Consider the following 25588-nt stretch of genomic DNA (forward strand, 5'->3'; position numbering starts at 1 on the left):
TGCCGCGCCTTCAATGCAACTGAGAGGGCACATCAAGGTATCACCGCTGACCTGCTGACTACCCGCAACCCGCGCACCGGGATGCAGAACGTTTCGATTCACCGCTTGTGTGAGGCAACCATGACTACGACAACAACAATAACTGCATCACCAACCAGTGCCGCTATCGATACACCGCAGATTCCACCGGGCAAGGCCTTGCTGGCGGCATTTGCCTCGACATTCGGCTGGGCGCTGGATTTGTTTGACCTGTTCATTCTGCTCTACGTGGCGCCGATCATCGGCCGCCTGTTCTTCCCCTCGGACACCCCTACACTGTCGCTGGCCGCGGTGTATGCCTCGTTCGCCGTGGCTTTGCTGGTGCGTCCGCTGGGCTCGGCGATCTTTGGCGCGTATGCCGACAAACACGGCCGCAAGCGTGCGTTGATGGTGTCGATGGTCGGCGTCGGTATTTCCACAGCACTGTTTGGCGCGTTGCCGACCATTCACCAGGTTGGGGTGTTGGCCCCGATACTGTTTTTGGTATTGCGGGTGATTCAGGGCGTTTTCGTTGGCGGCATCGTCGCCTCCACTCACACCATCGGCACCGAATCCATCTCGCCGCGCTATCGCGGCTTGATGTCCGGGTTGATCGGTGGCGCCGGTGCCGGCATGGGCGCGCTGTTGGCGTCAGTCACTTATCTGGTGTTGTCGGAGATCTTTCCCGGGGAGGAATTTGACGTCTGGGGCTGGCGCTTCATGTTCTTCTGCGGCCTGCTCAGTACGTTTTTCGGTCTGGTGATGTTCCGTTACCTGGAAGAAACCCCGGTCTGGCAGCAACTGCAACAAGCCCGCAAAACCAAGGGGCCGGCGGTAGTGGTCGTGTCGCCACTCAAGCGTCTGTTCGGTCGCGAGTACCGCGGCGTGATGCTGGTCAATCTGCTGATTACGTTCGGCGGCGGTGCCACCTATTACCTGGCCTGCGGTTATCTGCCGACATTGCTCAACGTGGTCGCCAAAGTGCCCCACACGCAGACTTCGCAGATGCTCATGTACGGGTCGATGGCGACCATTGTCGGAGCGCTGGCCTTTGGTTACCTGAGTGACCTGATCGGTCGCAAGAAGACTTTCTTGCTGCTGGGTGTGATCAACCTGGTGAGCCTGCCCATGATGTTCCTGGGGGTCGCCGAACCGGGTTCGCTGACCCGCACTGCGCTGTATTGCATGGGCATAGGCTTCATGGGCGGGGCGATCATCGCGCCGATTCTGATCTTCCTCAATGAACGCTTTGCCACCGAGCTGCGAGCCAGCGGCACCGGGTTGTCATGGAACATCGGTTTCGCCCTCGGCGGAACCATGCCGACCTTTGTGTCCCTGGTCAGCAGCAGCCCGGCGCAGATACCCATGGTGCTGGCGATTTTCGCCGCCGGTCTGTCGGTGATCTACCTGATCGGCAGCGTGGTGATTCCGGAAACCCAAGGCAATTTCAAGTAAAGGCGGGCAGGTGCTCCAGGAATTCGCAGATCAGTTGCAAGGTCCGCTCGGGCGCTTCGGTCTGGGGAAAGTGCCGGCAGTCATCCAGCAGCACACAGCGGCAGGGTCCGGGCACCTGTCGCTGGATGACCACCAGTTGCTCGGGCGTGGCGTAGTGGTCTTCGCGACCCTGAATCACCAGCAGCGGCTTTTCGATATAAGCCAACTGCGCTTCGAGATCGTCCAGGGAGAAGTCCGGGTGCAACCAGCTGTCGCTCCAACCGTGAAAAGCGCCGTCGACATTGGCCCCATGGTGGCGTGCCAGGCGTTCGCGCAATTCGCCCTGATGCCAAACTTCAGTGGTATGGCGAATGCCATCGAGGCTCTCGGTCTCGACAATCACGTGAGGCGCCAGGGCAATGCTGCCCAACACGCGTGGATCGTTGGCGGCGGCATAGGCGAGGACGATGGATGCGCCGTCACTGTGACCGAGCAAGACCACTTGCGGCAGTTGCAAGGCATTGAGCAATTGCCGCAGTTCACGAGGGCCGTCGCTGCTCAGGTAGTTCAGTGGGCGCGGCAGGGTTACCGGGCTCGATTGCCCGTAACCCTGCCGGCTGTAAGTGACCACACCGCAACCGCTGGCCCGGGCCAGGCGCAGGGGGAAGTCTTTCCATTGGCCGGCGCTGCCGAGGCCTTCGTGCAACAGCACAAGCGTCGGTCGCGATGGGTCAGCCGCAGGCAGTTGGTGATACTCCAGGCGCAGCGGCCCAAGTTGCAAAAATTGTGGTGGCGACATGTCGAATCAACGATTGAACAAGATTGCTCGCAGGTTAACGTAAACGTAACCCTGCATGCAGCACCACGCTTCGCTTGAGGTACAAAAAAACATGCGTCATCTCGATGTTCAGGTGATCGACCAGGCACTGCAATGGGCTCGCACCGGGCAGGCCCAGTGGCTGTGCACGGTGCTCTCCACCTATGGTTCGGCGCCGCGTGCGCCGGGTGCGATGCTGGTGGCCAATGGCACGGGCGAACACGTCGGCTCGCTGTCGGGCGGCTGTGTCGAAGAGGCGTTTCTCGAAAGCCTGGCGCGCGGTGAATTACGCGAACCGGCACAGATCGTCCGTTATGGCGACAGCGTCGAGCAACGCCACCGTCTGCGATTGCCCTGTGGTGGCGTGCTGATCGTGCTGGTCGAGCACCGCGCTGCCAGTCTCGAATGGATTGCGCATCTGGAGAGTCTGCAAGCGGCGTTACTCGGTCAGCGTCGTCTGCTGCGTCATGTCGAGCTGAGCAGCGGTGCCTTGCGCCTGGACGCAGACACCGGGCACGGCAGCGAGCGGGTGCAAGTCGTCGACGAGACGGTGCGCATCAGCGTTGGCCCGGCGTTACGACTGATTCTGGCGGGGCTATCGCCGGTCGCGGAAGTCTGCGCCAGTTTCGCCCGCGCCATCGGCTGCGAAGTCATCGCCTGTGACCCCCGGGAAGAGATGCTGCATGTACAGCTTGAAGGCGTGGAGATGCAACGTGTGCTGCCCTCGATGTTTATCGCCGCCGGAGGTTGCCACGCAGCGACCGCGGTGGTGGCGCTGACTCACGATCCGCGAATCGATGATCTGGCGCTGATGGAAGCGGTGCACACTCCAGCGTTTTACATCGGCGCCATGGGGTCTCAGGCAACCTCGGCCAAGCGCACAGAGCGGCTCAAACGCATCGGTGGCCTGACGGATGAACAGATTGCCCGTTTGCACATGCCCATCGGCCTCGATCTGGGCAGCAAGGCCCCCGCGGAAATCGCTCTGGCGGTGGTGGCCGATGTCCTGCGCGTTTATCACGGGAAAGAACGCCATGCCTTGTAAGGCGGTTTTTCCGACGAGCATGGGGGCTGCGAAAGTCGGGATAGACGTTCGTTCATCCGCGCGCGATAGTGGCCAGCCAAGTGTTGCTGAACCATTGAGCGATTGCCGGGGTCGAGAAATAAATAGACGCCGCGATGATCCTTCATTGTGGCCGATAACAATATTGCTTCAAGCGAGCAGAGGAATCTGATGTCGATTGCCCAAAGGGTTTTCCACGGCAGGTTTGGCCGGGTCGCCTTGCTGAATATGGATCGTTCGCTGGTCACCCACACCCATTCCGAATGCCATGTGCTGGTCAAAGTGTCCGGCGAAGATACGTACTTCAACGTCAACGGTCGGCGGGTTCCGCTCAGCGATCGCACGGCGGTGTTGGTCAACGCCTGGGAGCCTCATTTCTATGATCCGCAGCCGGGTGCCGGCGCGACCGTAATCCTGGCGCTCTACATCGAGCCTGCCTGGCTGGCCACTGCCCAGCAGTCGTTGGCGCTCAGCGGCCGGCCAGACTTTTTTGCCCAATCTTGCATCGAGCTGTCGAGTCGCAATCGCACCTTGGCCGACATCCTGGTCGCCGAAGCGCATGGCTGCGGGATCGTGCCGAAAGAGCGTATGGAATTCATGCTGTTCGACTTCTTGATCGAACTGATCGAGGACTTTTCCAGCTGGCGGCATTTGTCGCTACTGGGGGCGCCGAACTCAGCTGAGTTCCGGGACGCGCGGGTGCGTCGTGGGACCGCCTGGTTGCTTGAGCACCTCGATGATCCGAACCCGATCGACAATGCCGCGCGGGCTTGTGGGCTTTCTCGGGCGCACTTCTTTGCGCTGTTCAAGAAAGATACCGGCATGACGCCGACCCTGCTGCTTAACGACGCGCGCATGCGCCGGGCTTTTGCCTGGCTGGAGCGTGAGCGCAGTGGAACGTTGGGCCTGTTGTCGGAGAATCTCGGGTTCTCCGAGCAAGGTCATTTCACACGGTTTTTCCGCCAGCACATCGGAGCTTCTCCCAGCCAGTATCGGCGTGTAGTGGATTGTTATGCGGCCGTTTGAACCGAGAGGAGGGCGGGGGGGTATTGGGCAAGCCTCCCGCCGATGGAGTTAATCTTTAATATTGAGAATTGACGGCGTGTATAGGCTACGGAAGTTATAGGGTGTACTAATTGTCGAGAAAGTCATAAAGCTCTTTCATGCGCTCTTCACGCATCAACTCAAGCTCTTCCTTGGTTTCGGCTACCCACCGCAGAATAAAGTCCCAGCAATCGCATTCGTGAGCGTCTGCTTCTGCTTCAAATGCTTCCTGCAGAAATTTCAGGCGATATTCTTCTGGCGAAAGTCCGCAGTTTTCAGCGAGGCTGTAGTTCAGCTCACTGAGTTCAAGCTGGAGCCATAAGTTGGCGTCCAGGAATTTTTTCAGGGCGAGTTCGGCCCTAAGTTCTTTTGCGATCATGAAGGCTCTCTTGTGGCGTGCAATAGGTAGGGGGTGTTCGAGGTCGGCCCAGCACTAAATCGGGTTATTTCAATTTCCTGCCATCATCCATCCTCTAACGCCATGTTTTTCGCTCAACTCTTTCACGACTCGAGCCGCGTCCTGCTTTTGTTTATACGGGCCGATGACGACAAAGTTGTTTTCTTTACGCGCTACCGGCAACTCCAGCAGCTGAATGGCTTTTACCGCGCGATGGCGGCTGGGTGTGTTCAATGCAATTTCGACCACCCATAGGCCTGATGAAGGCGTGGTTGATGCTTCTTTCCTGGCCTGGAAAATGTAGCCGCCGCACGTCAAGCACGGGCGTTCCAGCGTGATCAGCGAACCTGGTACGGTGCGAAAGACATGCCATCGCGGATCAAAGGTTTTTTTGCGGGCGAATACGGCCAGGAGCAGGCCGGTAATAGTGATCAGACCGCTGAAAATAATCGTCCATTTGTATGACTGTGCGGGCAATGAAGACAGCGTAACTGGAGTTTCGTCTGGTTTTTCGACCAGGAACTGTACGGCGTCAGCCTCCGTTGAATCGGGTATGTGGGATCCGTTTTTTGCAAGGGGCGTGAGTCCGTCGAAATGTTTTGTATTGAGCTCCGTCGCAACTTTATTGACCGTGTCATCGAGTAGTTGTTCGAGTGTTGTCACTTTTTGCTGGATATATGAATTGTTGACGTTATTTTGACAAATTGGTCCCGTGGACATGTAGGTCCATAGGAGTGCAGATAGTTGCCCAAAAACGCCAGTTATCAGGAAGCCCAAGCCAAGCCTTCGCACAGCGGCCATCTCCAAAACAAGTGAATAGTTATTTATCCCGTTCTTTCTAATAAGCGGGGTTCTATTGTTGATCCTGGGGTGGTCTAAATTCTTGAGCGCGTCAGTGTGCCCAAGCGCCAAAATTAGTTGGCTGCTTTTTTGTTGTTTGAAAGAACATCGGGCTTGCACTTTATAGACTGCTGGTTGACGAAAAAGGCTCAGCTGATCGAAAAAAAACCGTATCAGATGGATTGCAGGATGAGCCATTAAATACTTGTATTTAAGATGAAAGTCGTGGCCAAAGTTCCTTGCTGTTGCAAAGCCGCGACGATTCACCGATATCAATCTGGTGCGTGCAGGTAACGTTTTTTTCGACGTCAAAGTTAACGAATTGCCGAGCAGCGTTCCTGCCGGATGTTCTTGACGCTTAAAAGCGAAACGTGGAGCGCAGCACCAGTATTTGCGAGTTGTTGCCGCCGGCGCTTTTGATCGTCGAACCGATGTCGTAGAACAAATAGTCGAGATCAACGGAAGCGTTAGCGGTCGGCGTCCAGTTGGCGTTGGCCTGATACAGGGTGCCCAAGCGTTTTCCGCTGCTTGTGGTTGTTCCGGGGGCTGTGGTCATGCCTGACGGTAGAATGCGTTCTTGGGAACAATGGTTCAACGGTACCGGCCCTCTGATCGCCATCCTCATCACCGCTCGCGGCATCGACATGCAAACCCATACGCGCTTTCCAGGGACCCGCAAAGGTATAACCGCTGTCGCTGGAAACCGCCCAGGCATCGATGTCGGCGCGGGCTTCAGGAATTACGCGATCAATGCCTGCCGGTGCTCCAGCAGAACGCCGCAGGCCAATGATGAACACTGGGCGATAAAGGTTGAATCGCGTGATGACGCTCTGTTGATACTTCGGACCCTTGGCTTCAACCGATCTTCGCCGGTTGGCGTGATTCGTTGAAGTGGGGTGTTTGTGTTCGGCCGGCTCAAGGTGACCCGGGTATAGGAGGCAGAGTGACGATTTCCAGCGATACGCTATCCAGGCTTTCCAGTGCAGTAGAGGTGTTGGCAACTGCAGAGGGCAGCAGAGGGCATCGCGCCAAGGTGGCATTGAGCTTTTTGTCAGAGATCGACGGGGCGGAGTTTGTAGGTGATCCCGCCGAGGTCCACTGGAATTACATTGAGTCAGTAGCTGAAGCTATCGCTAACGGAACAGCCGAAAAGGGCCTGGTTGGAAGGTATATCAGTGCGATTTGGCTGGCTTTCAGTGCGCATTGTCCTATCCAGGCTCGATAGGTGAGTGTGGGTCAGTCAACGCTCAACGGCGTGGCCTCGGCGGTGCGTGCCTTTGTGCAGGCCGGCTTTGATCGGGAGGCTGTGCTTCTCGGCGCAGTGGCCGGCGGCTCGATCACCGCCGAGCAGCCGGAACAGGGGTGGTCCGTATGAGCCGCTTTGTCACCACGGCCAGGCACCAGTGCGCCACCGAATACCAAGACCCCGACCCGTTCGGGGTTTTATTCGTCTGCAGATGGAAAAAACGAAGCCCCGGCGATTCGTGGTCGTCAGGGCTTCTCATTCCTTCAAGCATCTCAACATGGCGGAATGTGAAAACAAGATAGTAGGCTAACTAATAAGAGTCACGATCAGTCCACTGATTTCAGTATTTTGGGATCGTTTTGATTTTTGAAGAAAGCCCGCGAAGTGCGTAATGCTGTTCACTTAAGCGGAGCAGCCTTACGGTCCACCGGAAATCGGGTTTTTGAAATTTTCACCGTCCTTGGCCTTGAAGGCCTTGGGCGGTGATCCAGAAACAGCCCGGCAACGCCTTTTCTTAGTTCTGCTAACCGTCTACCCGTCGCCGAAACGGGATTGGCCGCAGCCATCACGATCAACTGCACGGCGATGTACTGGCAAGCCGGCTTGAATCGGATGTCCGACGGCGCTCGGCCAAACGCCACTGCTGCCTGACTCGCCTCCCGGCGAATCACGTTGTAAGCCAGCAACAGCCCCCATACTTCCTGGTAGATCAGGTCGACTTTTTTGCTGCGCAAGGTCACTGCGTTCTGCTGCATTGAGCTTTTGATATCCCTGAAGCCCAATTCGATTTCCCAGCGTTCTTGATACAACGCGGCAACGGCCTTTGTGCTGTAGGTCTTGGCCGGCAACGATGTCATGACTGTTTTTACTTTGCCTTGAATTTCATAACTGACTTCACGCGCCTCCCAGTGTGTAGGAAGAGTCGGATTTCGCTTTCTGGCTTGCGGCGACACTTTCATACGCACCAAACGATCGTTGTGGTTGTAACGAGCTACCTCCTCGCAAACCAATCCCTTTTTTGCCGGAATTAGCCAATGGCGGTGATTGCCGTCGCCGCTCAGGCTGAGCATGAGATCGGCGCTCCAGAATCCCTTATCGAACAGCGTCACGGAGTGGTCGGGAATCTTCTGCAAAAACTCATCGGCCAGACGCATTTCGCTGCGTCGGTAAGGGCTAAGTTGTGCATCCAGGATCAGGTGCGAACGCACATTCATCAGCGCCACCAGGCGCAGCATGGGAAAGGGAGTCTGGCGGTCGGTCGAGGTGTTTCCAGAACCGAAATGGTCTCGCAACTCAGGTGTATCCGGCGTGCGCAGAAGCGCACCATCGACCGCAAATACTTGCAAGTCCTGCCAGGCATCATCGGGATAGCGCTGCGCGCCCCATTGAGTGCCAGTTTTGCGAAACAACCACTCAACCGGGTCGGCCCCAAGCCGCTTGCGGGCCTCGGTCACACCGCTACGGGCCAACAGATGGTCAGAAGCCAGGCCTTGGGCGCAGATGTTCAAACGCCGGGCGACTTCATGAACAGGTTCGTCGCGAAACAATGCCATTCCGAGCACCAGCCAGAGCACTTGGTCGGCAGGCAAGCGACGCCGCCGGATAGTGGCCTGGCTGGACAAATCCAGCGCAGACGCGACCCACTCGATGGGAATATTTTGAGTGAAAGTGCTCAAGTCACAGAAGTTGAAAAGGTCGCCGAGGTCGAGCAAGTCCTGTTGAACAGACATAAAAAATCCGATGCCAGAGGTCTGGCATCGGATTTTCTAGGAAGCCCGGCTTTGACTCAAATGCTTAAGTGAACAGCATTACGCGAAGTGCGGGCTTTTTTTCGCCTGGAGAAAAGAATGCGCGCCTCACCCAAGGCCAGTGGGACGCCCTGATGAGCTTCACCTGCAACCTGGGCGCGGCAAACCTTGGGTCGTCCAATCTGTTGCATCGACCGGTTGAGTCGACAGCCTAGCGTTTCAGGTTGAGCGGATGTCACTGCCACCTGATGCAAATGGCACGCGATGACAGTGCATCCGTTTTTGGACGAGACGTTAAATGATGAAGTCCCGGTTCGCCGCTGGAACGTTGTGCTGAAGCGTCAGACGGTCGTCCCATCCATTGCCAGCCCGGAAAACTCCTGCATTGCATCCAGCAACGCCTCTCGGAAATACGCCTTCGACGCCCGATCGCAGAGGATGTGCAAGCTTGCCTGCTGCGCCGTACTTGAGTTGATCACGATCACGTTGATCCGCGCCGCTGAGGTTTGCGCCACCGTACCCGGGCCGAACGCCTGCGGGCTCAAGTCGACGCCGCAGAGTTTGGCCATCACCTCGCTCAGGTGTTCGCCCGTCAGTTGAAAGCAGGCGTGGCTGTCCTGGCGCGGCAGCAGATAGTTGGCCTGGTGGTCCAGTTCCCACCGGGCTTCTTCGTCGGCGATGCGTTGGCCCTGATCTTCGGGACTGCCCAGCAGTAGGTACTCGGTCTGGGACAGGCGCGCTACCTGACTGCCATCGGCTTGAATCACCGCGCGGTTGGGCGCATCTGGCAGGACGAAGCGGCGGCTGCGCAGGTACTCGGCACTGTGGGCGCCGCGGAAACCGACCCGGGGCAGGTCGGTCAAGTCGGCCAGGCGGCACCCCGGCAACGGCGTCAGGGCTTGCCGGGTGATGCTGTGTTGTTCTCTCAGACTGGTCATGACTCAAAGCTCCTGGCGTTGGTTGTCGGGATCGAAGAAGGGTAACTGCACCACCTCGGCCTGGACCACGATGCCACCCTCGACGCGGATTGGAATGCGCTGCCCCGGCGTGCTTTGGTCGATGTCGGCGTAAGCCAGGCCGATGATCTTGCCCAGGCTTGCGGAATATTCGCAGGAGGTGACGTTGCCGCTGATCTCCGGGCCGTTAAGCACCAGATGGCCTTCCAGCGGTTGCAGGCTGTCTTTGGGCAGGCTGAAACCCACCAGTTTGCGTTTCAGTGGTTGGGCTTCGAGGATATCCACCGAGCGCCGGCCGACGAAAAATGGCTTGTTGCGACTGACTGCCCAGCCCATGTCGATTTCTGCCGGATGGGTCATGCCATCGGTGTCCTGGCTGATGATCACATGGCCTTTTTCCAGGCGCAGCAGACGTTGGGTTTCGACGCCGAAGGGACGTATGTCGTGTGCTTTCCCGGCCTCGATCAGCGCGTCCCAGAGTTTCAGCCCGTGGCGCGCGGGTACATGGATTTCATAACCCAGTTCACCGACGAACCCGACCCGCAATAACCTGGCCTTGATGCCGGCAACCGTACCCAGGCGGACGCCCAGATAAGGGAACGCTTCAGCGCTCAGATCCAGATCGGTACAGACTTTCTCCAGCACCCTGCGTGAATCCGGACCGGCAACATTGACCGCGCAAATGGCTGCGGTGACGTTGGCGACGTCCACGTCCAGGCGCCATTGTGCGTTCCACTTGAGCATTTGCTGATAGATACGGTCGACGCCGCTGGTGGTGGCGGTGACGTAGAAATGGTTCTCGGCGAAACGAGCGCACACACCGTCATCGATCACGACCCCATGTTCATTGGTCATCAGCGCATAGCGCGAGCGGCCGACCGGCTGCTTGAGGAAGGCAAAGGTGTACATGCGGTTGAGCAGTTCGGCGGCATCCGGGCCTCGCACGTCGAGACCGCCCAGCGTCGACACATCGATAATCCCGACCTTGTTGCGCACATGCAGTGCTTCGGCCTGCATACAGGCGTCGCGATCCCTGGCAGTGCCATAGTAGGCCGGCCGCTGCCAGATCCCGGCGGGCATCATCTTCGCCCCGGCTTGTACATGCCGGGCATGCATCGGTGTTTGCCGGTACGGATCGAACGCTCGACCGGCCACGTGCGCCAGCTTTTCCGCCACAAACGGTGGGCGTGCCGTGGTAACTCCGGTTTCGCTGATGTTGCGCTGGGTTGCCCAGGCGACCAACCGCGCGGTTGGCAGCGCCGAGTGACGTCCCTGGGAGGGGCCCATGCCCACGGTGGAGTAACGCTTGACCAGTTGCACATCGCGATAGCCAATCCGGGTGGCATTGACGATGTCCGCCACTTGCAGGTCCTCGTCGAAGTCGACGAAGTCCTTGCCCTTGGGGTGAGGGAAGATCGGCCAGTTGAAGTTGACCCGAACCTCGCTGCCCAATGGTGCGCGTTGTGCGCTGACTGCCAGCCCTAGCGCGAGCGCGGCATCAGCGCCGGCATTCACGCCATCGGCGATCACGTTGTCGAGGCTATGACGACCGTTGACCGAGCCTGCGACCGCGAGGTTTTGCGGCAGGCCACTGAGGGTGAATTCGGCGCGCTGATCGTCGTAGGCGAGTTTGCCGCCCGCCTGACAGAGCAATTGATAGACCGGCATGTAACCGGCGGACATGCACAGCAAGTCGCAATCCAGGCGTTGTCCGCTTTCTGCGACCTGACCCTGGGCGGTGATCTTGCGCACCACGACGCCGTTGATATGACGCATGCCTTTCTCGTGCAGCGCTTCATACACGGTGCTGTTGCGCTGGCAAGGGATCTTGCGCTGAGCCAGTGCCTGCAGCATGGACTCATCGCCGGGACCATGACGCAAGTCCACCACGGCGGCGACTTCCACGCCCTGATCGTACAGATCCAGAGCGGCGAGGTAACCGTCATCATTACCCGTCAGCACCACCGCGCGTTTGCCCGGCTTGACTGCATACAACTTCATCAAGCGTTGCGCAGCGCTGGTCAACATCACACCCGGCAAATCGTTGTTGCGAAACACCACCGGTTGGTCGAACGCGCCGCTGCACACCAGGCATTGGCGGGCACGCACCTTGTACATGCGCTTGCCCTGGATCACCGGCAGGTAGTTGTCGGTGAACCAGGCATTGCAGGTCGCGTCGGTCAGGATCCGGATATTGGCGTGTTGCTCCACCGCAGACAGCAGCTCGCGGCGCAGGTCTGTGGCTCTTTTGCCTTCGATATCGAAACGGGCATAGTTCAACGACCCTCCGAGAATCGGTTGTTGTTCAATGAGCAACACCTTCGCCCCGGCATTGGCCGCTGTCAGCGCCGCATGCAACCCGGCTGGCCCGGCACCGATCACGGCAATGTCGGTGAACAGGTAAGCCTTGTCGTAATACTCGGGCTGGAACTTCAGGTCGAGTACACCGAGGCCGGCCTTTTTGCGAATGATCGGCTCCCAGACTTTCCACATGCCCTTGGGCTTGTAGAAGGAGCGATAGTAAAAGCCCACCGGCATGAATTTGGAAAACTTGCCCAGGTAGGCGTCACGGTCGTTGTCCAGCGAGCCGTTGACGTTCTGCGCCGTGACCTGCAAACCGGCCGACAGCGCGTATGCATCGGCCAGCACATTAGGCTCCTGGGGCAATTGCACCAGGCTGTTGGCGTCTTGTCCGGCCATGGTCAGCGGGCCGCGCGGGCGGTGGTATTTGAACGAGCGCGAGATCAGGAAGCGACCATTGGCCAACAGGGCGCTGGCGATGCTGTCACCTTGCAGGCCTTGATAGCGATGACCGTCGAAACTGAAATCCAGCGGCTGATCACGGTCGATCAGCAGGCCCATCGGGGCGGGTAGGCGGTTCATCCTGCGATCTCCTTGGCGGCGCTGAAGTCGACGCGGGCGGTGAAAAGTTCTTTGGGGTCGAAGGTGCGAAGGATTTCATCGCTGACGGTGTGGCGCTCCGCCAGAAACCAGTAGCTCGACGGCGTATGCATCCACCACTCGCGTACCACTCCGGCGAGGTTGTCGGTGTTGAACACGTAGTCCGCCCATTCGGCATCGGTGCAGCGGACGGGATCGGGCATGGGCTTGAACTCGCCGCCATAAGTGAATTCGCTGATGTTGCGAGGCCCGTTGAGCGGGCAATTGATGATTTTCATGGTCCGCTCTCCGTCAGTGGCTGGCCGCCGTAGCGCCCATTTCGTTGACTTGCTGGAAGGTCGAAAAGCGCTCGAGGCCGAAAGGCTTGATCAGATCCGGCACCTTGCCGCCGCTGGCCACCAGTTCTGCCATGGTCTTGCCGCAGATCGGTGTAGCCTTGAAACCCCAGGTGCCCCAACCGGCGTCGAGGTAGTAATTTTTCACCGGCGAAAGCCCCATGATCGGGCTGTAATCCGGGGTCATGTCGGTGATCCCGGCCCATTGGCGCATCAGCTTGGCGTTGGCCAGAAACGGGAACATTTCGATGGCGTGCGCCAGCAGGCTCTCCTTCAGATCAAGCGTGGAGCGGGTGTTGAACAGCGGATAAGGATCGGAGCCGCCGCCGAACACCACCTCGCCACGGCTGGTCTGCTGCACGTAGCAATGCAGCGCCGAAGAGCTCACCAGCGGATCAAGGAACGGTTTGAATGGCTGAGTGACCATCGCTTGCAGCGGAAAGGTCTGGATCGGCGAACGAATCCCGGCCTTGGCCATCAGCAGCGAACTGTGCCCGGCGATGGCCTGCACGGCGCAGCCGCACTTGATGGTGCCTCGATTGGTCTTGACCGCCGTGATCGCGCCGTTCTCGATGATCAGGTCCTGAACTTCGGTGAGTTGATGGATCTCCACGCCGCGTTTGGCCGCCTGCTTGGCGTAACCCCAGGCGACGGCGTCGTGTCGCGCGGTGGCGCCGTCGATGTGCCAGAGGCCCGCGATGACCGGCAGGTGACCAGGGTCGAGGTTGAGGCTGGGCACCAGTTCGCGAATCTGCTGGCGGTCGATCATTTCGCTGCGGCCACCGAAGTGCTTGTTGACCTCGGCCCGCTGACGGAACGAACGCACGGTGGCATCGGTGTGGGCCAGGGTCAGTTGGCCACGCTCGGAGTACATGATGTTGAAATCGAATTCGTTGGACAGGGACTGGAACATCCGCACCGACTCGGCATAGAAACGCACGCCTTCGCTGGTCAGGTAGTTGGAGCGGATCACCGCCGTGTTACGTGCGGTATTGCCACCGCCCAGATAGGACTTCTCCAAGACCGCGATATTGGTAATGCCGTGGTACTTGGACAGGTAATAGGCGGTGGCCAGGCCGTGGCCGCCGGCACCGATGATCACCACGTCATAGCTGGGCTTGAGTTCCCGGGGCGGCGGTAGATCGACTTCCACCGGGTACTCCGAACTCAGCCCGTACTTCAATAGATTGAACGGCATAGGGCCTCCGATTGGCTGCGTTGCGCCTGATGTTGCATCCGGGCTGCGGTTACGGTGTTTTTCATCAAAAAGGCAATAGTCATCGGGCCGACGCCACCGGGAACCGGGGTGATCGCCGCGACGTGGGGCAGGGCGCTGTCGAAATCGACGTCGCCCACCAGACGGCTGCGGCCCTGGTCGTCGATGCGGTTGATGCCGACATCAATGACCACGGCGCCGGGTTTCAGCCAGCTGGCGTCGATCAGTTTCGGTCGCCCTGCGGCGGCGATGACGATGTCGGCCTGACGGCACAAGGCCTGTGGGTCCGGGCTGCGCGAATGCAGCACGGTCACTGAGCAATCGGCCTTGAGCAGCAGGGCGGCCATGGGTTTGCCGACAATATTCGAGCGGCCGATCACCACGGCGTGTTTACCGCGCAGATCGCCGCAGGTTTGCTCCAGCAGGTACAGGCAGCCGCTGGGTGTGCAGGGGGCGAGCACCGTGCGGCCCTGGCTGAGGCCACCGACGTTTTCACTGTGAAAACCATCGACGTCCTTGGCCGGGGCGATGGCCTCCAGGGCGCGCAATTCGTCGATGTGAGCCGGCAACGGCAATTGCAGCAAAATGCCGTTGATCGAACGGTCGGCATTGAGCGTGGCAATCAGGTTTAGCAGTTGTTCGGTGCTGGTGTCGCTGGACAGTCGATGCTCCACGGAGCGAATGCCCACCTCTTCGGCGCGCAGGATTTTGTTGCGCACGTAAACCTGGCTGGCCGGGTCGCTGCCCACCAGAATCACCGCCAGGGCCGGTTGAATGTCTCGCTCGCGCAGGCCGTCCACGTCCTGGCGGACCTGAAGCAGAACGCGGGCGGCGGCGGCTTTGCCGTCAATCAGTCTGGGCGTGTTCATCGAAAGATCACCGTTCTGTCCTGGTTGAGGAAAACCCGGTGTTCCAGGTGGTACTTGACCGCCTTGGACAGGGCCACGGTTTCGGTGTCACGACCGGTGGCGACCAGGTCGTCCGGCAGATACACGTGATCGACGCGCTGCACTTCCTGTTCAATGATTGGCCCTTCGTCGAGGTCGCTGGTGACGTAGTGCGCCGTAGCGCCGATCAGCTTCACCCCGCGCTGGTAGGCCTGGTGATAAGGCTTGGCACCTTTGAACCCCGGCAGGAACGAGTGATGGATGTTGATCGCCCGGCCCGAGAGTTGCTTGCACAGGTCATCGGAAAGGATCTGCATGTAGCGCGCCAACACCACCAGTTCGGTGCCGGTGTCGTCGACAACTTTCATCAGCTCGGCCTCCTGCCGGGCCTTGGTGTCTTTGGTCACCGGCAGATAGATGAAGCGGATGCCCTCGCGCTCGGCCATGGGCCGCAGGTCAAGGTGGTTGGAGACGATGGCGGTGATGGTCATGTCCATCTCGCCCTTGTGGTAGCGGTAGAGCAGGTCGGTCAGGCAGTGGTCGAACTTGCTGACCATCAGCAGTACACGCATCGGTTCGCGGGTGTCGTGCAGTTCCCAGGTCATGTCGAATGCCTTGGCAACGTCGCTGAAGCCTTCCTTGATCTGCTGGATATCACCCAAGTGGCCGTCGTTGAAACGGAACACGGCGCGCATGAAAAAACGGCCGCTGAAGTCGTCGTCGAATTGCGCCATCTCCCCGATGTAGCAACCGTTGTCTGCCAGGTAGGTGGTGACGGCCGCGACGATACCGGACACTGCGGGACAGGTGATCTTGATGATGAAATGGTTTTTTTCGTGTTGCATGACACGTCCTCGGGAAGATGGCGGCAGCTCATCGCATAGCGAAAAAAACAGGGCAAACAGCGATCTCGTCCATGAGTGAGTTTTCTTATGGGGAATAAAATATTCCTGAAGTTGGCTTTATAGGGGAATGCCCGCGCCGCGTCCAGAATTTTTGTGAAAGTTTTTTAACTGGCAGGAAAACGCCTGAGGTCGACACAGGTCGGCCTCAGGGTTGGAATCGAAGGGGAGTGGGGCGGGGATTATTCTTTGTCGTTGCCGTAATTCATGATCGACAGCAGGCGGATCGGCACTTGCACCAGTTGTTCCGGGCCATGGGGGATTTCCCCTTCGAAAGTCAGGCTGTCACCAGCTTCCATGCGGTACAGCTGATTGCCATGGCGATAGATCAGTTCGCCTTCGAGCAGGTGGAGAAACTCGGTGCCCGGATGGGAGAAGGTCGGAAACTCCTCGCTGGCGTCGTCCATGCTCACCATGTAGGCCTCGAAACTCTTCTTCGGCCCGCGCGTGTGATTGAGCAGATGGTAGGTATGGCCTTTCTCGGTTCCGCGGCGAACCACTTCCATGCCTTGATCGGCCTTGACCAGCTGCGCGCTGCCGTCTTGCTGGTCGTATTCACTGAACAGCTTCGACAGCGGCAGGCCGAGCACATCGCACAGGCGGCTCAGGGTATCGAGGCTGGTGGAGACCTGGGCGTTTTCAATTTTGCTCAACATGCCCTGGCTGATGTCGGCAATTTTCGCCACGTCGGACAATTTCAGGTCCTGCGCCTGGCGCTGGCGTTTGATTTGCAAACCCAGGTATTGCTCAAGCTTGAGGCGCGGGGCAGTTTCGGTCGGCATAGTCTTTAGATCCTGCACACTTTCTGTTCAGTAATATTAGTTTCGCACTGAGAAAGTGCAAATCACGGCGTTCCTTTCCATCCCGGTGGGCGATATTCCCGCCGGGAAAAGAATATTCCCATATATACAGCACAAAAGCGCTGGTTACGGCACTTCGGCTTTTCATTCGCGATTCTGGCAAGGGCCTTGCATTCCTGTTGGGAAACTTACTTTCTTTTCAGGAATATCAAAGGAAAGTGACGCCCATCCCCAATGATTTGCCCTTTTCGCCAGGAGTGACGAGCAATGTTGCCAGCAGAAACCCAGCGCATCATCGACAAGCACGGGATCAAGTATGTGCTTGCGCAGTTTGTCGATATCCATGGTTCGGCCAAAACCAAATCGGTGCCGATCTGTGGACTCAAGGCCGTGGCCGAGGACGGCGCAGGTTTTGCCGGATTCGCCATCAGTGGCATGGGCATGGAACCCCACGGTCCGGACTTCATGGCCCGTGGCGATTTGTCCACGCTGATGCCTGTGCCCTGGCAACCGGGTTATGGCCGGATCGTGTGCATCGGTCATGTCGACGGCAAGCCGCATCCCTATGACAGCCGTTACGTGCTGCAGCAGCAGGTTCGTCGCCTGGAAGACAAGGGCTGGACGCTCAACACCGGCCTGGAGCCCGAGTTCAACCTGATGCGCCGTGACGAGCAGGGCAAACTGCAGCTGGTCGATGCCAGCGACAACCTGGACAAGCCTTGCTACGACTACAAAGGCCTGTCGCGCTCCCGGGTGTTCCTCGAACGCCTGACCGAGGCGTTGCAGGCGGTGGATTTCGAGGTCTATCAAATCGACCACGAAGACGCCAATGGCCAGTTCGAGATCAATTACACCTACAGCGACGCCATGACCTCGGCGGATCGATTCACGTTCTTTCGCATGGCCGCCGGCGAGATCGCCAATGACCTGGGCATGATCTGCTCGTTCATGCCCAAGCCTGACCCGAAACGCGCCGGCAACGGCATGCACTTTCACCTGTCGATCAGCAGCGCCGAGAACAAGAACCTGTTCTTTGATGCCAGCGACCCGAGCGGCATGGGGCTGTCGAAAATGGCCTATCACTTCGCCGCCGGCCTGCTTGCCCATGGCCCGGCGCTCTGCGCTTTCGCCGCACCGACGGTCAACTCCTACAAGCGTCTGGTGGTGGGCCACTCGTTGTCCGGCGCGACCTGGGCGCCAGCCTTTATAGCGTTCGGCGCCAACAACCGTTCGGCGATGGTGCGGGTGCCCTACGGTCGCCTGGAATTTCGCCTGCCGGACGCCGGTTGCAATCCTTATCTGGTCAGCGCGGCGATTATCGCCGCGGGCCTCGACGGTATCGACCGCCAGCTGGAAATCGACCACGTCTGCAATGAAAACCTCTACAGCCTGAGCCTTGAGCAGATCGCTGCGAAGGGCATCAAGACCCTGCCGCAATCGCTCAAGGAAGCCTGCGACGCGCTGGAAGCCGACCCGCTGTTTGCCGAAGTGATGGGGCCGCAGATCGTTGGCGAATTCATCAAGCTCAAGCGCATGGAGTGGGTGGAATACAGCCGCCACGTTTCCGACTGGGAAGTGCAGCGCTACACCGAATTTTTCTAGGCGCCAGCCGGCGCGCCCAACCGAACCATCTCGCAGCTTGAAACTTGCGGCTGCCGAACGTAGTGAGGACTGTTGTCATGTGTGGAATCGTAGGCCTTTACCTGAAAAACCCGCAGCTGGAATCCCGGCTCGGCCAGCTCTTCGAACCGATGCTGCAGGCCATGACCGATCGTGGTCCGGACAGTGCAGGCTTCGCCATTTATGGCGATGAAGTGGCCGATGGCTGGGTCAAGCTGACCTTGCAGGCGACCACCGAAGCCTTCGACTGGAAAACCCTGATGGGCGCGCTCGAAGGCCGTCTGGGCTGTTCGCTGGACTGGTTTCAGAACGCCAGCGCCGCCGTATTGAAGATCCATTCGGAAGAAGCGCCAGTCCGTCTGGCCCTTGCCGAACTGGCCCCGAGCGTTCGCATCATGAGCGCCGGGCAGAGCATCGAAATCCTCAAGGGCATGGGCTTGCCCCAGGAAATTTCCCAACGCTTCGGCCTGGCCAGCATGAAGGGCAGCCACATCATCGGCCATACCCGCATGGCCACCGAAAGCGCGGTGACCATGGAAGGCAGCCACCCGTTTTCCACCGGCGCCGACCTGTGCCTGGTGCACAACGGTTCGCTGTCCAATCACTTTCGCCTGCGCCAGGAGCTCAAGCGCGAAGGCATCCATTTCGAAACCGACAACGACACGGAAGTGGCCGCCGGCTACCTGACCTGGCGCCTGCAGCAAGGCGACTCGCTCAAAGAGGCGCTGGATCATTCGCTGGAGGACCTGGACGGCTTCTTCACGTTCGCCATTGGCACCCGCAATGGCTTTGCGGTGATCCGCGACCCGATTGCCTGCAAACCGGCGATTCTCGCCGAGACCGACGATTACGTCGCCATGGCCTCCGAATATCAGGCGCTGTCGAGCCTGCCGGGTATCGAACACGCCAGGATCTGGGAGCCGGCACCGGCCACCCTGTACATCTGGGAACGCGAGTCAGCTTAAGGAGCGCACACATGAAAACCATCGATCTTTCCACTGCCACCGTGCGTGACCTCAATCAGGCGCTGCATGACCAGGCCAACAACGTCGAAGACCGCGAGTGGGTGGTGACTCATTCCAACGGCAAGCACAACCTTGCAGTTGGGGTGAACCAGGCCGTGTCCATCGATATCCAGGGGCACGCCGGCTACTACTGCGCGGGCATGAACCAGAAAGCGTGCATCACCGTGCATGGCAATGCCGGTGTCGGCGTCGCGGAAAACATGATGTCGGGCATGGTGCGGATCAAGGGCAGTGCGTCCCAGGCCGCAGGCGCCACCGCCCATGGCGGGTTATTGGTGATCGAAGGCGATGCCGGTGCCCGTTGTGGAATTTCCATGAAAGGCATCGACATTGTGGTCGGCGGCAGCATCGGTCACATGAGCTGCTTCATGGGCCAGGCCGGACGCCTAGTGGTGTGTGGCGATGCCGGCGATGCCCTGGGCGATTCGCTGTACGAAACCCACATCTATGTGCGGGGTACCGTCGCTTCCCTGGGCTCGGACTGCATCGAAAAAGAGATGCGCGCCGAACACCTGGAAGAACTGCAAGTTTTGCTCAACCGCGCCGGTTTCGAGCACAAACCGTCTGAGTTCAAGCGCTACGGCTCGGCCCGTCAGTTGTACAACTTCAAAGTCGATAACGCGTCCGCGTACTGATCCACGCGAGGAGAACAGATATGAGCGACAAGACCACTCCAGTGCTGCGCGAGTCAGCTACCTTCGACCGCCTGACCATCCAGGAAATCCAGCGCGCTGCGGAAACCGGCATCTACGACATTCGCGGCGGCGGCACCAAGCGCAAATTGCCGCACTTCGACGACTTGCTGCTGCTCGGCGCCAGCGTGTCGCGCTACCCGCTCGAAGGCTATCGGGAGAAGTGTGGCACTGATGTGATCCTCGGCAACCGGTTCGCCAAGAAGCCGATTCACCTGAAGATTCCGGTGACCATCGCCGGCATGAGCTTCGGTGCTTTGTCGGCCAATGCCAAGGAGGCCTTGGGCCGTGGCGCGACCATCGCGGGCACCAGCACCACCACCGGTGACGGCGGCATGACCCCGGAAGAACGCGGCCAGTCGCAGCATTTGGTCTATCAGTATTTGCCATCGCGCTATGGCATGAACCCGGACGATCTGCGTAAGGCCGACGCCATTGAAATCGTCCTGGGGCAGGGCGCCAAACCCGGTGGCGGCGGTATGTTGCTGGGGATGAAAGTCACCGAGCGCGTGGCCGGCATGCGCACGTTGCCGATCGGTGTCGACCAGCGCAGCGCCTGCCGTCACCCGGACTGGACCGGGCCGGATGACCTGGCGATCAAAATTGCCGAGATCCGGGAAATCACCGATTGGGAAAAACCGATCTACGTGAAAATCGGCGCGAGCCGGCCGTACTACGACGTCAAGTTGGCGGTAAAAGCCGGGGCTGACGTGATCGTGCTCGACGGCATGCAAGGCGGCACTGCAGCAACTCAGGAAGTGTTCATCGAACACGTCGGGATTCCGATTTTGTCGGCCATTCCGCAAGCGGTACAGGCTTTGCAAGAGATGGGCATGCATCGCAAGGTTCAGTTGATCGTTTCCGGAGGGATTCGCAACGGTGCCGACGTCGCCAAGGCGATGGCGCTCGGTGCGGATGCAGTGGCCATCGGGACGGCGGCGCTGATTGCCTTGGGCGATAACCATCCACGCCTGGACGAGGAACTGAAGAAAATCGGCTCGGCCGCCGGTTTCTACGATGACTGGCAGAACGGCCGCGACCCGGCCGGTATTACCACGCAGGACCCGGAACTGTCCAAGCGCCTGGACCCGGTGGAAGGTGGTCGCCGTCTGGCCAACTACCTGCGCGTCATGGTGCTGGAGGCACAGACCATGGCCCGGGCCTGTGGCAAGTCGCACCTGCACAACCTCGATCCCGAGGATCTGGTGGCATTGACGGTGGAGTCGGCGGCCATGGCGCGGGTGCCGCTGGCGGGGACCAACTGGGTTCCGGGCGCTGGGTACTGAGACGAAACCTGTGGGAGCGAGCCTGCTCGCGATAGCGGTGTATCAGTCAGCTAAAAGGCTGCTGAACCAACCCCATCGCGAGCAGGCTCGCTCCCACAAGTCCTGTTCATGGCACTTATATTCGAGAGGCCGAAAAGGCCCGTGTCTCATTCTTAATTGCTCGCTGCCAGACACTTTCCATCCTTTTGCAGGAGCTTTGAACATGATCAATCGTCTTCTCGGCAAAACCCTTCTCGGCGTACTGGCGGCCGGCGCACTCGCGCCGCTCGCCCAGGCGGCCGATGCACCCACCTTGAACACCGGCAGCACCGCCTGGATGGTGACCGCCACGGTGCTGGTGCTGTTCATGTGTCTGCCGGGCCTCGCATTGTTTTATGGCGGTCTGGTGCGGGCGAAAAACATGCTCTCGCTGTTTACCCAGTGCTTCGGCATCGCCGGCCTGGTCGGCGTGCTGTGGGTGATCTATGGCTACAGCATGGTGGTCGACAGTACCGGCATGGTTGAGGGGCAGGTGACGTTCAACAGTTTTGTCGGTGGCTTGAGCCGGGCCTTTCTGGCCGGCATGACCCCGGATAGCCTGGTCGGTGATATCCCGGAAGGCGTGTTTGTCACCTTCCAGATGACCTTCGCGATCATTACCCCGGCGCTGATTGCCGGTGCATTCGCCGAGCGCATGAAGTTCTCGGCAGCGCTGTGGTTCATGGCGCTGTGGTTCACCCTGGTTTATGCGCCCGTCGCCCACATGGTCTGGGGTGGTTCGGGCGCCTTGATGCATAACTGGGGCGTTCTTGATTTTGCCGGCGGCACTGCGGTGCATATCAATGCCGGCGTCGCTGCCTTGGCCGCGTGCCTGATTCTCGGCAAGCGCAAGGGCTACCAGAATGCGCCGATGCCGGCCCACAACCTGAGCCTGACCATGACCGGTGCGGCGATGCTCTGGGTGGGCTGGTTCGGCTTCAATATCGGTTCCGGCGGCGGTCTCAATGGCACTTCGGGCATTGTCATGCTCAACACCCAACTGGGTGCCTGCGCGGGGATTCTCGGCTGGATGTTCACGGAGTGGTTCAAGGTCGGCAAGCCGAGTGCTTTGGGCCTGGCCAGCGGTGCCTTGGCGGGTTTGGTCGGCATTACCCCGGCCTGTGCGTATGTAGGCGTAGGCGGCGCGTTGGCCATCGGTCTGCTGTGCGGGGTGTTCTGCTACCTGAGCGTCACTGTGCTGAAACGCCGCTTCGGTTATGACGACAGCCTCGACGTGTTTGGCTTGCACGGCATCGGCGGCATGATTGGCGCGGTTTTGACCGGCGTGTTCTGCGTGCCGTCCCTGGGCGGGTTGGTGGAAGGCGTGAGCATGGGCGCTCAGGTCGTGGCGCAGATCAAGGGCGTGTTGCTGACGACAGTGTACTGCTTCGCCATCAGCTGGATCATTCTCAAGGTGATCAACGCCGTCATCGGCTTGCGTGCCGATGAATCGGTGGAGGACATGGGGCTGGATCTGGCTGAACACAACGAGAGTGCCTACAACCACTGATCGTTGCTATTGAACGACACGGCCCACCTTCGAGTGGGCCGTTTTCGTGGTGCTCAGTTCAACGCTGCATCACTGATCGACTTTCGCTAGCGCGCTTGGGCGGCACGCTGCAATTGACTGGCGATCAGGGTGTTCTTCAGCAGATACGCAATGGTCATCGGCCCCACGCCTCCCGGAACCGGCGTGATCGCACTGGCAACAGTGCGCGCACTGGCGTAATCGACATCGCCCACCAAATGATTGCCGCGTTCGTCGGTGATGCGATTGATGCCGACATCGATCACCACCGCTCCGGGTTTGAGCCAGCTGGCATCGATCAGCCGTGGCCGACCCACCGCTGCAACGACGATGTCCGCCAGTCGACACAGCGCCGGGGCATCGACGCTGCGCGAGTGGACCACGCTGACCGAGCAGTGGGCCTGCAACAGCAAGGTCGCCATGGGTTTGCCGACAATGTTCGAGCGGCCGATGACTACCGCGTGCATGCCGCTCAAGTCACCGCAGGTTTCGTGCAGCAGGCGCATGCAGCCGCTGGGTGTGCAGGGGGTCAGTACTTCGATGCCTTGCACCAGGCCGCCGACGTTTTCCCGATGGAAGCCGTCCACGTCCTTGATCGGATCAATGGCATGAATCACCGCTCCTTCGTCGATATGGACCGGCAATGGCAGCTGCACCAGGATGCCGTTCACCGTGGCATCGGCATTCAGTTGCGCAATCAGTTCCAGTACTTGCGCCTGGCTGGCGGTTTCCGGCAGACGGTATTCAAGAGAGCGGATCCCTACGTCCTTGGCCCGCAGCAGTTTGTTGCGCACGTAGACCTCGCTGGCCGGGTCTTCACCGACCAGCAGCACGGCCAGGGCGGGGTAAATCTGCTGTCCGGCCAGGACCAGAACCTCTTCTCGAACTTCGTCGAGAACCTGGGCAGAGATGGCTTTGCCGTCGATAACGCGGGCAAGAGCGGGGGTGGTGCTGAGCAAAATAGTCACCGTCGTCTTGATTGATAGGGGGGGCGAAATGATCATCGAGGCGTCGTTGCGCCCCGATGATCCATCAGAGACCTGCAGGCAAGGGCGCTCAGGCTACCAGTTGATGGCAACCGTACACCACCAGTACACCGGCGATCAGCGTGGCATAAGGCAACCAGCCGGCGCGTTTTTGACCGGCATCGGCCTGAATGTACAGGTCGCTGAGCATCGCTTCCGGGAAGCGCCCTTTGTCCTGCACGTAGTGCCGGTAGCAGAACACCGGAAGAATCAACAGCGCCAGCAACAGGCCGGTCACCAGGGTGCCGGCGCCCCAGATATCGGCTCCCAGCCCCATGCACGCCAGGTTGACGAAGCTCAGGACGCCACCCGCGGCCAAGAGCACGGTCGGGGCCTTGTACGGGCGTATCCAGTCGGGACGGTCCAGGCGATGGATCCAGCCGGCATTGAGGTTGAGGAAGTTGAAGATGATGTAGCTGACGTTGGACGCGGCCAGGACGAACACGTAATCGGACATCAGCAACAGCAGCAGGTTGAACGACAAGTCGGTCCACATCGCTGCGGTAGGCGCGCCGTGTTCGTTGGTGCGGCCCAGGTATTTCGGCAGCCAGCCATCGACCGACGCCTGATACAGGGTGCGCGAGGAGCCGGACATCGAGGTCATGATTGCCAGCAGCGTGGCCAGGACCAACATGATCAGCACGATATTGGCCACCAGCTTGCCGCCACCGATGCTGTCCGCCATGACCTGCCCGACGCCCATGCCGCTGTAGATCGCGGGTGACAGCAGACCGCTGTAGACCGCCGGTGTGACCACCGCGCCGCTGGCATCGAGCACCGCCGGGGTCACCAACTGCCCAAGACCGAGGCTGCCCTGGAATGCCAGGGGCACCAGGGTGAACACCAGAATGCACAGCAGGCCGGCGTAGAAGATCGCCTTGAAGGTGTCACGCTTGGGGTCCTTGAATTCCCGGGTGTAGCACACGGCGGTTTCGAAGCCGTAAGTGGACCATGCGGCCATGAACAGGCCGCCGGCCATTAACGACCAACCGGACATGTCCCAAGGCCCGTCGATCACTTGTCCGGCCGCGTCATGGGCCAGCGGGTACAGGGGCAGGAAGTTGGCCTGGGCCGCGTCCCCGGTGAACAACGGCACCACACCCACCAACAACAGAGGTATCAGCGAGGTCACCCCAAGCACCAGCGTCAGGCGTGCCGAGCGCAAGATGCCGCCATGCTGCACGGCGAACACGGTCAGTAGAATCAACAGACCGATGGCGAATGTCGCGTTGATCCGCAGCGACAGGCCGCTCTTGACCCAACCCAGGTCAAGCAGAGTCAGTTGCCAGGTATTGATCAGCGCATCAGCGGGGAACAAGGCGGTGAGGATGTAACCGGCTGCCAGCCCCGAGCCAATGGACAGTACCGGGGACCAGGCCAGCCAGTTGCACCACACCGAGACCGGTGCGATCAGTTTGCTGTAACGCACCCAGGCCACCGCGCCGTAGACGGAGGCACCGCCGGACTTGTGCGGGAACAGTCCGGCGATTTCGGCATAGGTGAAGGCCTGGATGAAGCCGAACAGGATCGACACGATCCAGACGATCCAGGCCGGTTTGCCGACCGTGGCGGCGATCGCGCCGATAGAGAACAGCACCAGGGCGGGCACGCCACTGGCAACCCAGAACGCCCCGCGCCAATCGATCTTGCGCTGCAGGCTGCCCACTGAACCGGCGGCCTGCGGTACGGCCTCGAACGTAGTCGCTTCCATCTTCGTATTCCCATGTCTGAAAAAAAGCAGGACCCTGTAGGAGCGAGCCTGCTCGCGATGGACAACCGGGCACCGCGAA

26 protein-coding genes are annotated in these 25588 nt (G+C 59.7%); 11 read left to right on the forward strand and 15 right to left on the reverse strand.

What is annotated here, in order from left to right:
- Positions 1-120: 120 nt before the first annotated feature.
- Positions 121-1473 carry an MFS transporter gene (locus ACX3YF_RS19115; protein WP_448647050.1) on the forward strand — a complete coding sequence of 451 codons (1353 nt, stop codon included), beginning with the start codon at positions 121-123 and terminating at the stop codon, positions 1471-1473.
- On the opposite strand, the gene ACX3YF_RS19120 is transcribed toward ACX3YF_RS19115, so the two are convergent.
- Complete coding sequence (locus ACX3YF_RS19120) at positions 1466-2251, reverse strand: alpha/beta fold hydrolase (protein ID WP_130206886.1); 786 nt, start codon at positions 2249-2251, stop codon at positions 1466-1468. The genes ACX3YF_RS19115 and ACX3YF_RS19120 overlap by 8 nt on opposite strands.
- A gap of 91 nt (positions 2252-2342) precedes the next feature.
- Here ACX3YF_RS19120 and ACX3YF_RS19125 point away from each other — a divergent pair, with 91 nt between their 5' ends.
- Positions 2343-3314 (forward strand): XdhC family protein, encoded by a 972-nt coding sequence (locus tag ACX3YF_RS19125; protein ID WP_130206884.1) that lies wholly within the window; start codon positions 2343-2345, stop codon positions 3312-3314.
- Positions 3315-3503: 189 nt separating this feature from the next.
- A complete protein-coding gene (locus tag ACX3YF_RS19130) occupies positions 3504-4358 on the forward strand; it encodes a helix-turn-helix transcriptional regulator (protein ID WP_130206882.1) in 855 nt (284 codons plus the stop codon).
- A 106-nt stretch (positions 4359-4464) separates the two neighbouring features.
- On the opposite strand, the gene ACX3YF_RS19135 is transcribed toward ACX3YF_RS19130, so the two are convergent.
- From ACX3YF_RS19135 to ACX3YF_RS19150, 4 genes are all read right to left on the reverse strand, one after another.
- Positions 4465-4755 (reverse strand): DUF6388 family protein, encoded by a 291-nt coding sequence (locus tag ACX3YF_RS19135; RefSeq protein WP_130206880.1) that lies wholly within the window; start codon positions 4753-4755, stop codon positions 4465-4467.
- A gap of 69 nt (positions 4756-4824) precedes the next feature.
- Positions 4825-5880 carry an SPOR domain-containing protein gene (locus ACX3YF_RS19140; protein ID WP_458974103.1) on the reverse strand — a complete coding sequence of 352 codons (1056 nt, stop codon included), beginning with the start codon at positions 5878-5880 and terminating at the stop codon, positions 4825-4827.
- 91 nt (positions 5881-5971) lie between these two features.
- A complete protein-coding gene (locus tag ACX3YF_RS19145; protein ID WP_223272674.1) occupies positions 5972-6127 on the reverse strand; it encodes a hypothetical protein in 156 nt (51 codons plus the stop codon).
- Positions 6081-6653 carry an alginate export family protein gene (locus tag ACX3YF_RS19150; RefSeq protein WP_458974104.1) on the reverse strand — a complete coding sequence of 191 codons (573 nt, stop codon included), beginning with the start codon at positions 6651-6653 and terminating at the stop codon, positions 6081-6083. Before ACX3YF_RS19150 ends, ACX3YF_RS19145 begins: the two co-directional genes overlap by 47 nt.
- On the opposite strand from ACX3YF_RS19150, the gene ACX3YF_RS19155 reads away from it, so the two are divergent.
- Together ACX3YF_RS19155 and ACX3YF_RS19160 are read left to right on the forward strand one after the other, a co-directional pair.
- On the forward strand, positions 6557-6838 hold the full coding sequence (locus tag ACX3YF_RS19155; RefSeq protein ID WP_130206878.1) for a hypothetical protein: 282 nt from the start codon (positions 6557-6559) through the stop codon (positions 6836-6838). The two genes, ACX3YF_RS19150 and ACX3YF_RS19155, sit on opposite strands and share 97 nt — an antisense overlap.
- The gene (locus ACX3YF_RS19160; RefSeq protein ID WP_448647046.1) at positions 6839-6988 is read left to right on the forward strand and encodes a hypothetical protein; all 150 of its coding nucleotides are present in this window, start codon (positions 6839-6841) and stop codon (positions 6986-6988) included.
- Positions 6989-7257: 269 nt separating this feature from the next.
- Here the strand turns inward: ACX3YF_RS19160 and ACX3YF_RS19165 are convergent, their stop codons facing one another.
- A complete protein-coding gene (locus tag ACX3YF_RS19165) occupies positions 7258-8589 on the reverse strand; it encodes an IS4 family transposase (RefSeq protein ID WP_454838281.1) in 1332 nt (443 codons plus the stop codon).
- Positions 8590-8657: 68 nt separating this feature from the next.
- Here ACX3YF_RS19165 and ACX3YF_RS19170 point away from each other — a divergent pair, with 68 nt between their 5' ends.
- Positions 8658-8822: a glycoside hydrolase family protein gene (locus tag ACX3YF_RS19170; RefSeq protein ID WP_448647044.1), complete on the forward strand. Its 165-nt coding sequence runs from the start codon at positions 8658-8660 to the stop codon at positions 8820-8822.
- A gap of 126 nt (positions 8823-8948) precedes the next feature.
- Here the strand turns inward: ACX3YF_RS19170 and ACX3YF_RS19175 are convergent, their stop codons facing one another.
- The 7 genes from ACX3YF_RS19175 to ACX3YF_RS19205 form a co-directional block, all read right to left on the reverse strand.
- On the reverse strand, positions 8949-9545 hold the full coding sequence (locus tag ACX3YF_RS19175; protein ID WP_130207755.1) for a sarcosine oxidase subunit gamma: 597 nt from the start codon (positions 9543-9545) through the stop codon (positions 8949-8951).
- A 3-nt stretch (positions 9546-9548) separates the two neighbouring features.
- Complete coding sequence (locus ACX3YF_RS19180; RefSeq protein WP_458974105.1) at positions 9549-12446, reverse strand: 2Fe-2S iron-sulfur cluster-binding protein; 2898 nt, start codon at positions 12444-12446, stop codon at positions 9549-9551.
- Positions 12443-12742, reverse strand: a complete 300-nt coding sequence (locus ACX3YF_RS19185; protein ID WP_047530859.1) for a sarcosine oxidase subunit delta — start codon at positions 12740-12742, stop codon at positions 12443-12445. Before ACX3YF_RS19185 ends, ACX3YF_RS19180 begins: the two co-directional genes overlap by 4 nt.
- A 13-nt stretch (positions 12743-12755) precedes the next feature.
- Positions 12756-13997 carry an FAD-dependent oxidoreductase gene (locus tag ACX3YF_RS19190; RefSeq protein ID WP_130207759.1) on the reverse strand — a complete coding sequence of 414 codons (1242 nt, stop codon included), beginning with the start codon at positions 13995-13997 and terminating at the stop codon, positions 12756-12758.
- Positions 13979-14884, reverse strand: coding sequence for a bifunctional methylenetetrahydrofolate dehydrogenase/methenyltetrahydrofolate cyclohydrolase FolD (folD, locus tag ACX3YF_RS19195; RefSeq protein WP_130207761.1), 906 nt, complete (start codon positions 14882-14884; stop codon positions 13979-13981). Before folD ends, ACX3YF_RS19190 begins: the two co-directional genes overlap by 19 nt.
- Positions 14881-15747, reverse strand: coding sequence for a formyltetrahydrofolate deformylase (gene purU / locus ACX3YF_RS19200; RefSeq protein WP_047530853.1), 867 nt, complete (start codon positions 15745-15747; stop codon positions 14881-14883). The genes folD and purU overlap by 4 nt, the downstream gene beginning before the upstream one ends.
- 239 nt (positions 15748-15986) lie before the next feature.
- Positions 15987-16586 (reverse strand): helix-turn-helix domain-containing protein, encoded by a 600-nt coding sequence (locus ACX3YF_RS19205; RefSeq protein ID WP_008003699.1) that lies wholly within the window; start codon positions 16584-16586, stop codon positions 15987-15989.
- A 285-nt stretch (positions 16587-16871) separates the two neighbouring features.
- Here ACX3YF_RS19205 and glnT point away from each other — a divergent pair, with 285 nt between their 5' ends.
- The 5 genes from glnT (at position 16872) to ACX3YF_RS19230 (ending at position 22755) form a co-directional block, all read left to right on the forward strand.
- Positions 16872-18206, forward strand: coding sequence for a type III glutamate--ammonia ligase (gene glnT / locus ACX3YF_RS19210; protein ID WP_090463297.1), 1335 nt, complete (start codon positions 16872-16874; stop codon positions 18204-18206).
- 77 nt (positions 18207-18283) lie between these two features.
- Positions 18284-19189: a class II glutamine amidotransferase gene (locus tag ACX3YF_RS19215; protein ID WP_103405583.1), complete on the forward strand. Its 906-nt coding sequence runs from the start codon at positions 18284-18286 to the stop codon at positions 19187-19189.
- An 11-nt stretch (positions 19190-19200) separates the two neighbouring features.
- A complete protein-coding gene (locus ACX3YF_RS19220) occupies positions 19201-19884 on the forward strand; it encodes a GltB/FmdC/FwdC-like GXGXG domain-containing protein (protein ID WP_103405582.1) in 684 nt (227 codons plus the stop codon).
- Positions 19885-19904: 20 nt separating this feature from the next.
- Positions 19905-21227 carry an FMN-binding glutamate synthase family protein gene (locus ACX3YF_RS19225; RefSeq protein ID WP_130207763.1) on the forward strand — a complete coding sequence of 441 codons (1323 nt, stop codon included), beginning with the start codon at positions 19905-19907 and terminating at the stop codon, positions 21225-21227.
- A 202-nt stretch (positions 21228-21429) separates the two neighbouring features.
- Positions 21430-22755, forward strand: coding sequence for an ammonium transporter (locus ACX3YF_RS19230; protein ID WP_047530841.1), 1326 nt, complete (start codon positions 21430-21432; stop codon positions 22753-22755).
- Positions 22756-22841: 86 nt separating this feature from the next.
- Here the strand turns inward: ACX3YF_RS19230 and ACX3YF_RS19235 are convergent, their stop codons facing one another.
- A complete protein-coding gene (locus tag ACX3YF_RS19235; protein ID WP_458974849.1) occupies positions 22842-23732 on the reverse strand; it encodes a bifunctional 5,10-methylenetetrahydrofolate dehydrogenase/5,10-methenyltetrahydrofolate cyclohydrolase in 891 nt (296 codons plus the stop codon).
- 97 nt (positions 23733-23829) lie between these two features.
- Positions 23830-25509 (reverse strand): APC family permease, encoded by a 1680-nt coding sequence (locus ACX3YF_RS19240; protein WP_198131726.1) that lies wholly within the window; start codon positions 25507-25509, stop codon positions 23830-23832.
- Positions 25510-25588 lie beyond the last annotated feature (79 nt).

Source organism: Pseudomonas fluorescens group sp. PF-69, assembly GCF_054481235.1.

Excerpts from the sequence above, each read along its gene's own strand:
- ACX3YF_RS19115 (WP_448647050.1), top strand. The coding sequence starts at position 121 with ATGACTACGACAACAACAATAACTGCATCACCAACCAGTGCCGCTATC.
- ACX3YF_RS19120 (WP_130206886.1), bottom strand. The coding sequence starts at position 2,251 with ATGTCGCCACCACAATTTTTGCAACTTGGGCCGCTGCGCCTGGAGTAT.
- ACX3YF_RS19125 (WP_130206884.1), top strand. The coding sequence starts at position 2,343 with ATGCGTCATCTCGATGTTCAGGTGATCGACCAGGCACTGCAATGGGCT.
- ACX3YF_RS19130 (WP_130206882.1), top strand. The coding sequence starts at position 3,504 with ATGTCGATTGCCCAAAGGGTTTTCCACGGCAGGTTTGGCCGGGTCGCC.
- ACX3YF_RS19135 (WP_130206880.1), bottom strand. The coding sequence starts at position 4,755 with ATGATCGCAAAAGAACTTAGGGCCGAACTCGCCCTGAAAAAATTCCTG.
- ACX3YF_RS19150 (WP_458974104.1), bottom strand. The coding sequence starts at position 6,653 with ATGCCACCTTGGCGCGATGCCCTCTGCTGCCCTCTGCAGTTGCCAACA.
- ACX3YF_RS19165 (WP_454838281.1), bottom strand. The coding sequence starts at position 8,589 with ATGTCTGTTCAACAGGACTTGCTCGACCTCGGCGACCTTTTCAACTTC.
- ACX3YF_RS19175 (WP_130207755.1), bottom strand. The coding sequence starts at position 9,545 with ATGACCAGTCTGAGAGAACAACACAGCATCACCCGGCAAGCCCTGACG.
- ACX3YF_RS19180 (WP_458974105.1), bottom strand. The coding sequence starts at position 12,446 with ATGAACCGCCTACCCGCCCCGATGGGCCTGCTGATCGACCGTGATCAG.
- ACX3YF_RS19185 (WP_047530859.1), bottom strand. The coding sequence starts at position 12,742 with ATGAAAATCATCAATTGCCCGCTCAACGGGCCTCGCAACATCAGCGAA.
- ACX3YF_RS19190 (WP_130207759.1), bottom strand. The coding sequence starts at position 13,997 with ATGCCGTTCAATCTATTGAAGTACGGGCTGAGTTCGGAGTACCCGGTG.
- folD (WP_130207761.1), bottom strand. The coding sequence starts at position 14,884 with ATGAACACGCCCAGACTGATTGACGGCAAAGCCGCCGCCGCCCGCGTT.
- purU (WP_047530853.1), bottom strand. The coding sequence starts at position 15,747 with ATGCAACACGAAAAAAACCATTTCATCATCAAGATCACCTGTCCCGCA.
- ACX3YF_RS19205 (WP_008003699.1), bottom strand. The coding sequence starts at position 16,586 with ATGCCGACCGAAACTGCCCCGCGCCTCAAGCTTGAGCAATACCTGGGT.
- glnT (WP_090463297.1), top strand. The coding sequence starts at position 16,872 with ATGTTGCCAGCAGAAACCCAGCGCATCATCGACAAGCACGGGATCAAG.
- ACX3YF_RS19215 (WP_103405583.1), top strand. The coding sequence starts at position 18,284 with ATGTGTGGAATCGTAGGCCTTTACCTGAAAAACCCGCAGCTGGAATCC.
- ACX3YF_RS19220 (WP_103405582.1), top strand. The coding sequence starts at position 19,201 with ATGAAAACCATCGATCTTTCCACTGCCACCGTGCGTGACCTCAATCAG.
- ACX3YF_RS19225 (WP_130207763.1), top strand. The coding sequence starts at position 19,905 with ATGAGCGACAAGACCACTCCAGTGCTGCGCGAGTCAGCTACCTTCGAC.
- ACX3YF_RS19230 (WP_047530841.1), top strand. The coding sequence starts at position 21,430 with ATGATCAATCGTCTTCTCGGCAAAACCCTTCTCGGCGTACTGGCGGCC.
- ACX3YF_RS19240 (WP_198131726.1), bottom strand. The coding sequence starts at position 25,509 with ATGGAAGCGACTACGTTCGAGGCCGTACCGCAGGCCGCCGGTTCAGTG.